Annotated in this window: 10 protein-coding genes; 2 read left to right on the top strand and 8 right to left on the bottom strand. The window is 40.7% G+C overall.

Features of this window, described 5'->3' with window-relative positions; all coding sequences use genetic code 11:
* Window positions 1–13: 13 nt before the first annotated feature.
* The 4 genes from mnmG to mnmE all read right to left on the bottom strand — a co-directional run bounded on the left by mnmG (window position 14) and on the right by mnmE (window position 5,810).
* The gene (gene mnmG, locus AAEU31_RS19210) at window positions 14–1,903 is read right to left on the bottom strand and encodes a tRNA uridine-5-carboxymethylaminomethyl(34) synthesis enzyme MnmG (RefSeq protein WP_138557631.1); all 1,890 of its coding nucleotides are present in this window, start codon (window positions 1,901–1,903) and stop codon (window positions 14–16) included.
* A 428-nt stretch (window positions 1,904–2,331) separates the two neighbouring features.
* Window positions 2,332–2,781 (bottom strand): FMN-binding protein MioC, encoded by a 450-nt coding sequence (gene mioC, locus AAEU31_RS19205; RefSeq protein WP_199526843.1) that lies wholly within the window; start codon window positions 2,779–2,781, stop codon window positions 2,332–2,334.
* A 586-nt stretch (window positions 2,782–3,367) separates the two neighbouring features.
* Window positions 3,368–4,108 carry an isocitrate lyase/PEP mutase family protein gene (locus tag AAEU31_RS19200; RefSeq protein WP_421968049.1) on the bottom strand — a complete coding sequence of 247 codons (741 nt, stop codon included), beginning with the start codon at window positions 4,106–4,108 and terminating at the stop codon, window positions 3,368–3,370.
* 337 nt (window positions 4,109–4,445) lie between these two features.
* Entirely contained in the window at window positions 4,446–5,810 is a 1,365-nt protein-coding gene (mnmE, locus tag AAEU31_RS19195; RefSeq protein ID WP_421968048.1) for a tRNA uridine-5-carboxymethylaminomethyl(34) synthesis GTPase MnmE, read from the bottom strand.
* 209 nt (window positions 5,811–6,019) lie between these two features.
* On the opposite strand from mnmE, the gene AAEU31_RS19190 reads away from it, so the two are divergent.
* Both AAEU31_RS19190 and AAEU31_RS19185 read left to right on the top strand, forming a co-directional pair.
* Entirely contained in the window at window positions 6,020–8,164 is a 2,145-nt protein-coding gene (locus tag AAEU31_RS19190; protein ID WP_421968047.1) for a TonB-dependent siderophore receptor, read from the top strand.
* Between the two features lie 9 nt (window positions 8,165–8,173).
* Window positions 8,174–9,379 (top strand): PepSY-associated TM helix domain-containing protein, encoded by a 1,206-nt coding sequence (locus AAEU31_RS19185; protein WP_421968046.1) that lies wholly within the window; start codon window positions 8,174–8,176, stop codon window positions 9,377–9,379.
* A gap of 57 nt (window positions 9,380–9,436) precedes the next feature.
* On the opposite strand, the gene yidC is transcribed toward AAEU31_RS19185, so the two are convergent.
* The 4 genes from yidC to rpmH all read right to left on the bottom strand — a co-directional run bounded on the left by yidC (window position 9,437) and on the right by rpmH (window position 12,042).
* A complete protein-coding gene (gene yidC / locus AAEU31_RS19180; protein WP_421968045.1) occupies window positions 9,437–11,068 on the bottom strand; it encodes a membrane protein insertase YidC in 1,632 nt (543 codons plus the stop codon).
* A gap of 8 nt (window positions 11,069–11,076) precedes the next feature.
* Entirely contained in the window at window positions 11,077–11,349 is a 273-nt protein-coding gene (gene yidD, locus AAEU31_RS19175; protein ID WP_054563758.1) for a membrane protein insertion efficiency factor YidD, read from the bottom strand.
* 128 nt (window positions 11,350–11,477) lie between these two features.
* Window positions 11,478–11,900, bottom strand: coding sequence for a ribonuclease P protein component (gene rnpA, locus AAEU31_RS19170; RefSeq protein WP_138557625.1), 423 nt, complete (start codon window positions 11,898–11,900; stop codon window positions 11,478–11,480).
* Between the two features lie 7 nt (window positions 11,901–11,907).
* A complete protein-coding gene (gene rpmH, locus AAEU31_RS19165; RefSeq protein WP_008488847.1) occupies window positions 11,908–12,042 on the bottom strand; it encodes a 50S ribosomal protein L34 in 135 nt (44 codons plus the stop codon).
* Window positions 12,043–12,170 lie beyond the last annotated feature (128 nt).

The raw sequence follows: 12,170 nt of genomic DNA, 5'->3' as shown, positions 1-12,170 counted from the left end.
TATTCCTCACCAACTACGCAGTCTTGCGCAGTAAGCCTTGCTTTTTCAGATAGACTAATAATAGCGAAATAGCAGCAGGGGTGATACCTGAAATACGCGATGCTTGGCCAATTGTATCTGGACGACTATCAGTAAGCTTCGCAATAACCTCATTTGATAAACCAGAAACAGTTGAATAATCAAAGTCTTTTGGTAATACAGTTTGTTCATGACGCAATTGCTTATTGATCTCGTCTTGTTGGCGAGCAATGTAACCTGCGTATTTAGTATGAATTTCAACTTGCTCAAGTGCAGCTTGGTTATCAAACTCAGAACCTAAACCATCGATCGCCATTAAATCGGTATAACGAATTTCAGGACGGCGGATCAGATCTTCAAGGCTCGCTTCACGAGTCAGTGGCGTTTTTAATAACGCATTTACTTGATCGACAGCAACGTGATCTTTGTGGATCCACGTTTCTTTTAAACGTTGCGTTTCTTTTTCGATGATTTCCATTTTTTCGTTAAAGGCAGCCCAACGAGCATCATCAACTAAACCAAGTTCACGACCTTTTGCAGTTAAACGAATATCAGCATTGTCTTCACGAAGTAATAAACGGTATTCAGCACGGCTAGTAAACATACGGTACGGTTCTTTAGTACCTAATGTTGCTAGGTCGTCAATTAGTACACCTGTGTATGCTTCATCACGGCGTGGTGTCCAAGACTCTTTTCCTTGTACTTGTAATGCCGCGTTCATACCAGCAATTAAGCCTTGCGCGCCAGCTTCTTCATAACCCGTTGTACCATTGATTTGGCCTGCGAAGAATAAACCATTAATAAACTTAGTTTCTAATGACTGTTTTAAGTCGCGCGGATCAAAGAAATCATATTCAATTGCGTAACCAGGACGACAAATATGTGCATTTTCAAAACCAGTGATTGATTGCACAATTTCAAGTTGTACATCAAACGGTAAACTCGTCGAGATACCATTTGGATATAATTCGTATGATGTTAAACCTTCAGGTTCAACAAAGATTTGATGTTTGTCTTTATCAGCAAAACGTACGATCTTATCTTCAATTGAAGGGCAGTAACGAGGACCAATACCTTCAATAACACCTGAATACATAGGTGAACGATGTAGGTTGTTGCGGATCACATCATGAGTTTTTTCATTTGTATAGGTGATGTAGCACGGGATCTGCTGTGGGTGATCTGACTGTTTACCCATAAACGAGAATACCGGCGTTGGAGTATCACCTGGCTGTTCTTGCATCTTGCTAAAATCAACAGTGCGTGCATCAATACGCGGAGGCGTGCCTGTTTTTAAGCGATCAACACGAAATGGTAATTCACGTAAGCGCTCTGCAAGTGCAATTGAAGGTGGATCACCAGCACGACCCCCTTTGAAATTCTCTAAACCAATATGGATCTGACCACCTAAAAAAGTACCTACAGTAAGTACAACTGATGGGGCACTAAAACGAAGACCCATTTGTGTTACCACACCCATTACACGATCGCCTTCAACAATCAGATCGTCACATGATTGCTGGAAGATCTTTAAATTTTCTTGATGTTGTAAAGTGTGTTGGATAGCGGCTTTATACAAAGCACGGTCAGCTTGCGCACGTGTAGCACGAACAGCAGGGCCTTTAGATGAGTTTAAAGTACGAAATTGAATACCGCCTTTATCGATTGCTTGTGCCATAGCACCACCTAGAGCATCGATCTCTTTTACTAAATGGCCTTTACCAATACCGCCAATTGCCGGATTACAAGACATTTGACCAAGGGTATCCATATTATGAGTTAGCAATAGGGTATTCATGCCCATGCGAGCAGATGCTAATGCAGCTTCAGTACCTGCATGTCCACCACCTACAACAATAACATCAAAACGTTCGTGAAAAATCATTTATGGGATCCTACTTAATCGACCAGCAAAACTTTGTAAAGGGAGCGTATTCTACCTAGAAATTTAGAGAAGATAAATGATTAAACAGTACTCAAGATCTAAGTGGGTGATCTCTAATAATATAAAGGATCTTTTAAAGAGATCTTTTATTACTTTTACTACTAGTAACGGCTAGATCTGTTGATAATGTTTGCTTTACTATTTAAAACATGATCTTAACGCAGATCTAAAGGTGTTAATATGATCGGATCTTACGGGGAACAAGCTTTGATCAAAAGGCCTATTTATACACAGGGCAATATCGAGTGGATCTTATCCAAGGGATAAACTACCTTAAAATCGCAGTTAGATCAGTGTTTATCCACAATTCGATCTAAATTATCAGTAAATTGTTGATAACTTTTAAAACACGATCATCATCGATCGGCTTAATTAAGACCCACCGCTTCGATCCAGCTTGGCAACCAAGCTAATGCTGTGTCCTCGGGTAGTTCTTCATCAAGAATATTAAGCTCTAAGCGCGTTGCCACGCGTGTTGCACCTTTACTTGCTAATAACTCATCTAGGTTACGAGCTGCATAGTTATAGGTGTCGTAACTGGTGTCACCCAAACCGACCACACTGTAGTTTAATTCTTTTAGATCAACTTGTTGGTTAACTGATTCAATAAATGGCAATAAATTATCTGGATAGTCTCCGGCGCCATAAGTTGAAGTGCATAACAACCAGATTGTGTCTTGCTGATCAATATCATCAAATACCGGCTGCTCATGCAGCTTAACTTGGATCCCTTGTTGTTCAAGGGCTTCAGCGAGCTGTTCTGCCACGTACTCTGCCGATCCCATTTGGCTGCCAACGATGATATTTACTGATTGCATGTGCTTGATCATGTATAGAAATAAGTGGCCACATGATAACGAACTTAGGGTGTGAGTAAAGCGTTGAATTACGATCTGAATAAGTTTTTATGGTTAAAATACGTGCTTAAACTTATTTGTTTTTACAATTTACTGTTTTTAATAGTTTTTTTAATTTTTTAGCGAGTTTAACCCTTTGATCAAGCTGTTAATAATTTTGGGGAAAGTTCTGATCAAGTTTGATTTTGTAAACTGTATAACTTTGCTAAGTTATTGATCTTTAGCCGTCGCAAAGAGAAAGATTGGTTAGATCTGTAAGTCGTGCTGAGTGTGATCGTTTTGTGGATAGATCGCTTGTTGATAACGATCGGTTTGTAAATTGTGATCAATAAAATAGATCGAAAAAAACTTAAAACAGCACATATAAAGGCCGTTTTTAAGAAAATTAATTATAAAAAATGGCTGTTGATCATCAGCGAGCTCAAATATCAGCGATTTTTTATGATCAAATCAGCTTTCAGATCTAAAAATACCCCAAATGTGGATAACATTTTTAGACAAACTCGATCTTAAAAGCTGTTTTGATCTGATTTTTTTGTTTACCAAGTTAACTTTCGAGCTGAATTAAGGTGCTTTTAATTGTATTACCCACTAGATCATAGAGCGAATTACCCAATGAAAAACGTGTAGCGCCACCAGCGAAAGCCGCTTTTGCTGAGTTAAAATTGCTCATTGCCATCACATTTAGTGGCATATCTATCGCGTTTGTTAAGCTGGTTATTTGCTCTATGTTTGTAAGGCCAGGTACAAATAGACCATCTGCACCAGCATTTTGATAGGCTTTTGCGCGTTCTAATGTTGCTTGAAAAGGGCGATCACTAACAAAGAAGGTATCGGTTCTGGCGTTGATAAATAAACTACCGAAGCCATTTTCGTTAAGTACTTTCTTTATCTCACTAATAATAGTGCATTGCTGTTCGATAGATCTGAGTGCGTTAGTGTCTTTGTTTGAGTCTTCAATGTTGATACCTACAATCCCTAATCTTGCTAACGCTAAAACGTTTTGGCTAATTTGCAGCGGATCGTTACTGTAGCCTGACTCTATATCGACAGTGAGTGGAATGTGTATGTGTTTAGTCAAGCTTTTAACCAGCGCTAATTGAGTTTGAAAAGAGATGTTTTCACCATCCGCTAAACCTAAGCTGGCAGCAATGCCCCAGCTGGTTGTTGCTAGGGCTTTAGCCCCCGCAGCTTGAATGAATTGTGCAGAACTAAGATCCCACGCATTAGCAAGTACAAAGCCTGTTGGCTGGTGGTGTAGTTGGTGAAATAGTTGATATTTGTCCATGATGTCCTCCGTTTAATGACATCACTAGACTAATGGAAACTGAGTTTAATACTGGCTGGTTTCGGCCCTGAACCGATAATTAATTGCTGGATTAAAAATAAAAAAGAGCCTTGCGACCAATGCCAGTCAGTTAAGCAGTTTTTGAATAAATATGTGAGTATTATTCAGTTAAGACTGCTTAACGCAGGTAGCGACAAAATTAGCTAAAAACCATATAGCAAAAGGGCTACAGTTAGATTTTTATAAATCATCGCTGTAGCCCTTTATTTTATTAGCTTTTCCTTAACTGATCGACATTAGCCTTGCGACTCTTTTTTATAATATTGATGACCGGAATTTATTTACCGATACAGAACGAACTAAAGATTTTCCCTAGCAAGTCATCAGAAGTAAATTCACCCGTTATCTCATTTAAGAACTGTTGAGTTAGGCGTAACTCTTCAGCCAAGATCTCACCAGCAATATGCATCTCTAATTGCTCTTTACCGGTGTTTAAATGAAAGGCTGCGTGGTCCAGTGCATCTAAGTGACGACGGCGTGCCATGAATCCACCTTCAGTTGCCCCTTGAAAACCTATACATGCCTTTAAGTGAGTACGAACTAACTCTATACCTTCAGCATTTTTAGCACTTAAACGGATCACAGGATATTGATCATGCTCATCCATACCGACACTTTCGCCGGAAATATCGGCTTTATTACGGATCACAGTAACACCCATTCCCTCAGGTAACTTGGCCATAAACTCTGGCCAAATATCATGGGGATCAGTGGCTGATGTATCTGTGCCGTCTAACATAAATAGTACGCGATCGGCTTGGTTAATTTCGTCCCATGCGCGCTCAATACCAATTTGCTCTACTTTATCTGGGCTTTCACGTAGGCCTGCGGTATCAATAATATGCAGTGGCATACCATCAATGTGGATATGTTCACGTAATACGTCACGTGTTGTACCGGCTATTTCGGTAACGATGGCTGCATCACGGCCAGCTAATGCATTGAGTAGACTTGATTTACCAGCGTTAGGGCGACCCGCAATAACAACACGCATACCTTCACGCATGATGCTACCTTGTTTAGCTTGCTGAGTTACATTATCGAGTTGCTCAATAATGGCATCAAGATCTGCTGAAACTTTACCGTCTGATAAAAAGTCGATTTCTTCATCAGGAAAATCAATCGCGGCTTCTACATACATACGTAGGTGAATGACTTTTTCCACCAGCGTTTCGATATGTTTAGAAAATTCACCTTGCAGTGATTGTAGGGCGCTTTTTGCTGCCTGTTCACTGGTTGCATTGATTAAATCGGCAATTGCCTCTGCTTGAGTTAAATCAAGCTTGTCATTCATAAATGCGCGCTCAGAGAACTCACCCGGTTTTGCTAAACGTACACCGTCAATTTGGCTAATTTCTTTTAATAGCATATCAAGTACAACAGGGCCGCCATGACCTTGTAGTTCAAGTACGTCTTCACCGGTAAATGAATTTGGACCTTGAAAGTAAATAGCAATACCTTGGTCAAGCTGTTCACCGCTCAAGCTTTTAAAAGGCACATAGTCTGCGTAACGTGTTTTAGGACAACGGCCAATAATGTGCTCTGCCACTGTTTTAGCTAAGCTACCAGAGACGCGAATAATACCAACCCCACCACGTCCTGGTGCGGTCGCTTGTGCTGCAATTGTGTCTTGATTAATCATGCGATGAAATAATGCCAATAAAAGAATGAATGCTGGCTCTATTGTAACCTATGGCTTAATTTCATGCGAATAGCTGTTTGAGTAATGAAATAGCAAAAGTTTGATGTAAGTAATACTTTATTTAGCTTTAATTAATAATAAATCGTCATTGCAAATGATAATTATATTCATTACCATGTTGCGCATTCTTAATTGTGTCCTTTTTTATTATGCGTCTTTCTGCTGTTTTTATTGCACTTGCTGCTGGTTTTTCGGGCGTTGCCCATGCTCAAACTGAAGTTTCTACTGATCAAAACGATTCTAAAGAGATCGAAAAAATAGAAGTTGTTGGCCGTGCGTTTTCTTTATATCGACCAACTGAGTCAAGTTTTGCTACTCGTACTAATACACCGTTAGAAAAAATACCTCAGTCAATTCAAATTTTGCCGCAGGAGCTGATTAACGATCAGGCTGCTCGCCAAATTACCGACCTTTATAGCAATATTGCTGGTGTTAATGCCTTTAGTTATTCCGGCGTGACATTTCGTGGTTTTCGCCAAGATGAGATTTTATATGATGGCGTAAAGGGCGACCCTTTCAATGGTTTTGCTGTGCCGCAGTTATTTAATATCGAACAAGTTGCGGTTTTAAAAGGCCCTGCTGGCGCCATTTATGGTAGCGGTAATCCGGGCGGTATTATTAACTATGTAACTAAGAAGCCTAAATTCACTAGTGAGCACAGTATTGAAGTTGAAGTGGGTAATGATGATTTCTTCAGTGGTGCATTAGAAAGCACTGGAACGCTGAGTGAATCACTTGATAACCATGCTTATCGTGTTGGTATCTACCGTGATACTGAAAAACCATTCCGTGCAAATACTAGCAGCGATAATACCATTGTTGACCTTGGATATACGTGGCTTATAAATAGTGCAACTGAATTAACCACGCAGTATACCTATATAGAGCAGGAGTTGGGTGGGGCACGTTTACGTGGTGTCCCTGCTGATGATAATGGCAATTTTCTAACTGACATTAGCTGGAACCATAACGAGGCAACAGACTTTCAAAATGTTGAAGCGCATGTTTATCAGGCGACTTTAAAACACGATTTTAATGATGTTTGGCGTACAGATGTCACGGCACGCTATTTTGATAACAAAGAAGTGCAAAACTACCATGAGCCAAGAGGTCTAGTAGATACTAACGACGACGGTATTGTTGATTGGAGTCATCGTGAGTTTCGTGATCAAGTACGTGAGAACAACGGCTTTAGTTTAACTGCCAATGCGATTGCGGAGTTTGCATTTGCCAACATGCAGCATCAAGTACTGTTTGGTAGTGACTGGTATGAACATGATTTTGAAAGTGTGTACCGTACAGCTACGCAGCAAAGTAAAGGTGGCCCAGTTCCTGGTCTTGATCTTAACGATCCTGAATATGGTTTAACCTCTGCCGATGATTATGATCTTGATAGTATTACACCAAGGCTTGGGAAAACGAATAGCACCCGCTTTGGCGCGTACTTGCAAGACCAACTTGATATCACCGCTAATTGGAGCGTCACAGCTGGCTTAAGATATGACCGTTTTGAAGATAAAGATCTGTTAAATCAAACCGAGTTTTCTGATAGCGATTTAACTTACCGCATTGGTACCAGCTATAACATTAACAATATGTTCTTCCCTTATGCACTGCATGGCACTGGGTTTGTGCCGCAAAGTGCCAGTGATCAAGAAACTGCGAAGGGTGGCCCTTTCTCGCCAGAGACTAGCCGTATTAATGAGTTAGGTTTAAGAACCAAATTATTAGATGACACGCTTGCTGTTAATATGGCTGTGTACGATATTGTCCGCGAAAATATCCTGCAACCTAGTTTATTAGGTGATGTTGCGGGTGATGGTGTTGATGACTTAGTTGCCGTTGGTGAAGTACAAAGTAAAGGTTTTGAACTCGAAGTAGTGGGTGACATCACTGAGCGTTGGGTGGTTACTGCAAGCTATGCCTATAATGATACCCGTATTACTAAAGCAAACGACAGCATTCGTAACCAAATTCCTGATAGCGATAAATTTGCCAACGCGCCGCAAAATACCCTAGGTATCTGGACACGCTATGAGTTACCTAGCTTATCGTCATCTATTTCTGCGGGTTTAGATTATGTTGATGAACAACTTAGTTTAGGTGGCCAACGCGTTAAACCTTATACGATTTACAACATGGCATGGCAAACAACCGTTGATAACTGGCAATGGCAATTATCAGTTAAAAACCTGTTTGATAAAGAATACGCAAGCAGTGGCTTTATTGAGCGAACAGGGCACTTTCCTGGTGAACCACGCCGTGTCTATTTAAGTGCTAAATACAGCTTTTAATGGTGGCGTGTGAACGCTAAAAGTTGGTTTAATTTACATTCCTGGGCAGGACTCTTTGTTGGAGTCCTGCTTTTTGTTACCTGCGTATCGGGGACACTCGCTACGTTAAGTCATGAACTCGAATACTTAACAGACGCTAAGTATCGTGCTTTATCTTCTTCAGCCTCGACTAACTATCAGGCTATCGAAAACACCCTAAATAAGCATTATCCACAGGGTCAATTACTTTATATCCAACGTCATAAACAAGATTACCTTGCCACTGAAGCGGCTCTTAAAGTCGGTGATTCATTTCGTTTTGTTTATTTAGATGCTGCAACGGGCCGCTTACTTGGTGAAGGAGAGTGGGCGCGGATATCGCGGTTTTTACGTAATTGGCATATGAATTTGTCGATGGGCTGGACGGGTAAATTAATCGTTACCAGTTTGAGTATGTTACTCGTTATTTTATTGGTCTCGAGTTTTTATGTGTATCGGCGCTGGTGGCAAGGTTTTATGAAAAAGCCTGCTGCGCTTAGTCTTGATAAACGCAGTAGTTGGGCTGATTGGCACAAACTGTTAGGGCTTTGGAGTTTATGGTTTATCGCAGTGATGGCCATTACAGGTGTTTGGTATCTGGTAGAGCATGGGCTGCAAACAGCTAAAGTGTCGCATACTGTTTCTGCGCCACAAGCGGTAAGTGAGTTTAAAAAACAAAGCCCTAGTAAAGATATATCGCCAATTAGCTTAACTGCAGCTTATAAGGCCGCTCAACAGGCGTTTCCGAGCCTTGATATTCGCTATATTCGTTATCCAAATAAAGCGGATCAGCCTATTGAAGTGCGTGGTTATAACGATGATATTTTACTGCGTCTGCGTGCTAACCGTGTTTATTTAAAACCAAGCTCGGGTGAGTTACTAGGTATACAAATAGGCGAACAATTACCTATTGTAGCCCGAATTTCAGATACCGCTGATCCGCTGCACTTTGGTAACTTTGCAGGAGTTGGTACTAAACTTATTTGGGGGTTGTTTGGTGCGTTGATGAGCTTTATAAGTGCTGCTGGCATTTATATGAGTTGGCTTAGGGTTAAGCGTAAAACAACAGCTGTAAAGTGGCTTGGAGTATCTGGGGGGATTGCAATCGGTTTGGTGGTTGCTTCGCTACTAACAACAAGTTTGAGCTTTACTGAGCGTAGTGTGCCTAATCAGGTATATTCTCCTATCCTCGGTTAAATTTTTTCAGGTATTAAAAAAGGCGCTAATTAGCGCCTTTTTTGTTGGGTTAAGAGTTTAGCCTCTTACCTTAATACCTTTTTTCTCCATACCGCGGTAGATGATTAGCATCTGTGCGATTGAGATAAGGTTCGATACTAACCAGTAAAGTACTAGGCCAGATGGGAACCATAAGAAGAAAATTGAGAATACTACTGGCATAAAGGTCATCATTTTTTGCTGCATAGGATCAGTAACTGTCATAGGTTGCAGCTTTTGAGTGATGAACATACTTAAACCAAATAAAACCGGTAATACGTAGTATGGGTCCATTGCTGATAAGTCATTTAACCATAAAATGAATTCAGCATGACGTAGCTCAGTTGATTCTAAGAATACGTAGAATAATGCTAAGAAGATTGGCATTTGTAGTAACAGTGGGAAACAGCCACCCATAGGGTTCACTTTTTCTTTGCGGTACATTTCCATCATCGCTTGACCGAATTTTTGACGGTCATCACCATACTTCTCTTTTAGTGCAGCCATTTTAGGCTGTAAGGCACGCATCTTCGCCATTGACGTGTATTGTGCTTTAGTAAGCGGGTACATTGCTGTTTTAACGATAACCGTGATTGCAATGATAGCTAGACCCCAGTTACCTAGGATGCTGTGTAACCACTTAAGTAGTACGAATAATGGTTGTGAGATAAACCACAACCAACCATAGTCTACAGTTAGGTCTAAGTCTGGGTGAATCGCTTCTAGTACATCAGACTCTTTCGGGCCCATGTAGTAAGTAGAAGTAAGTGTCGCTTGCGTACCTGCTTGTACGTTAACTGCTTCACCCTTAGTACCAATAATTGCCGCATTACCAGCTACTAACTTGCTGTAAAGGGTATTTTGTTGATCTTGCTTAGGTACCCATGCACTTACAAAGTAGTGTTGAATAAATGCAATGTAGCCACCAGCTGTGGTGATGTTAAGGTTTTTATCAGCCATGTCTGAGAAGCTATACTTTTCGTATGGCTCTTCTTCAGTACCGTATGCTGCACCTAAGTAGTTTTGATCTACTAAGCTACCTTTTTCTTGTACTGTGCGTTTTACTTGCGTGTATAACTGAACTTGAATTGGATCAGCTGTTACGTTGTTTACTGTGTACTCTAAACCTACAGCGTAGTCGCCTTTTCTGAATATATAGGTTTTAGTAAACGTCACACCTTTGCTGTCGGTAAACTCAAGTGGTACACGCAGTTCATCACCATTTAAAGTGAACGCTTTTTGAGTGGTTTTATAAACAGGGCGACCAGCAACAGTTGCATCTGGGCCATTTAAACCAATTAAGCCACTTTGTGAGAAGTATTGGTTGCCATCAAACTCACCAAGTAGCATGAAAGGGGTATCACTGCCTTTTGTCTCTTCGTACTGAAGTAGGTCTGCTTCAATAATGTCACCACCACGGGTGTCAATTTTAACAGTGTATACATCAGTTGTTACATCGATAACTGAGCGCTTTGCTGTAGTAGCAGTTGGTACTTCACCGTCAGATGATGCTGGAATAAAGTCATCAGATTCTGGTGTAGTTGCGCCTAGTGTTTGTGTTGTGGCACTTGGATCAGCTTTTGGTGCATTGTAGTCGTTATTCCATTCTTGGAATAATAAAAACGACACAAGCATCAAGCCGATTAATAAAAACGTGCGTTGCGATTCCATAACAGCTCTTATTTCTCGTGTTGGTGGTTAATATGATTTTTTGCCGGTACGGGATCATCCCCACCAGCATGTAAAGGATGGCATTTTAATATGCGTTTAACAGCTAACCAACTGCCTTTTACACTTCCGTGCAAATTAATTGCTTGAATTGCGTAACTAGAGCAAGTTGGATTAAAACGACAATGCGGGCCTAATAACGGGCTTATCCACTTTTGATAGCCTCGAATTAACATGACTAAACAGCGCTTTGGAATAGCAACAAGTGGTTTAAGTAACCTCATGATGTGTCAGCCCCTGCGTTAATTTAGTCAATGGATACCATGAATTTAAATTCCTAGCGAAGAATTTTAAATGCATGATTAAAAGGTGAGCTAAAGATACCTTAATTAAGCCTGTAATTCTATTGCTATCAAGCTTGATTATTAGAATTAGCTGATTTCTTGGGGCGTTTTTTGAATGGTGGTGGTTTTGGCGCACCTGGCTTGCAGCGCTCATTTATTTTTCGCCACAATTTATTCAGTTGTTTTGTCAGCTCTTCGTTTGACTGTTCATCTATACCACTTTTAACCATCAGCACAATATCAATGTTATCGAGTTTATGTTGATTTAAACGGAAACTTTCGCGAGCAAGTCGTTTAATTCGATTACGTTGACAGGCTTTTTTAACGCGTTTTTTGGCGACCGTAAGACCTAATCGAGGATTAGTTTGGTCATTGCGTTTAGCTAATAGGGTAAAGAAAGGAGTCGCAGCGCGTGCTGGTTCATTAAAGATTCGAGAGTAATGCGAGGGAGTTAACAGACGTAACTCCCTGCTGAAGCTAAAGTCTTCCACTTATATATTAAGCAGAAAGAACTTTACGGCCTTTAGCACGACGACGAGCTAATACTTTACGGCCATTTGCTGTTGCCATACGAGCACGGAAACCGTGTGTACGTTTGCGTTTTAAAACGCTAGGTTGAAAAGTTCTTTTCATAACAATTCCATCCGATCGGTTAAGGTTAAAACATCCTATGCAGGTCGCGATCCTGGCACAGGTGCCATTGCGAGCGCGAGATATTATAGATGAAGACAACAAAAGTCAATCATTAAAACGCTGCAGAG

The sequence above is a fragment of the Pseudoalteromonas thalassia genome (assembly GCF_049257215.1).
In the GTDB taxonomy this organism is placed as follows: Bacteria; Pseudomonadota; Gammaproteobacteria; order Enterobacterales; family Alteromonadaceae; genus Pseudoalteromonas; species Pseudoalteromonas lipolytica_C.
Note: the sequence above shows the minus strand (reverse complement) of the source record. Positions and strands in the feature narration are given on the sequence as shown.

Coding starts and splice junctions, on each gene's coding strand:
- mnmG (WP_138557631.1), bottom strand. CDS start 1,903: ATGATTTTTCACGAACGTTTTGATGTTATTGTTGTAGGTGGTGGACAT.
- yidC (WP_421968045.1), bottom strand. CDS start 11,068: ATGGAATCGCAACGCACGTTTTTATTAATCGGCTTGATGCTTGTGTCG.
- rpmH (WP_008488847.1), bottom strand. CDS start 12,042: ATGAAAAGAACTTTTCAACCTAGCGTTTTAAAACGCAAACGTACACAC.
- AAEU31_RS19190 (WP_421968047.1), top strand. CDS start 6,020: ATGCGTCTTTCTGCTGTTTTTATTGCACTTGCTGCTGGTTTTTCGGGC.
- mnmE (WP_421968048.1), bottom strand. CDS start 5,810: ATGATTAATCAAGACACAATTGCAGCACAAGCGACCGCACCAGGACGT.
- AAEU31_RS19200 (WP_421968049.1), bottom strand. CDS start 4,108: ATGGACAAATATCAACTATTTCACCAACTACACCACCAGCCAACAGGC.
- mioC (WP_199526843.1), bottom strand. CDS start 2,781: ATGCAATCAGTAAATATCATCGTTGGCAGCCAAATGGGATCGGCAGAG.
- yidD (WP_054563758.1), bottom strand. CDS start 11,349: ATGAGGTTACTTAAACCACTTGTTGCTATTCCAAAGCGCTGTTTAGTC.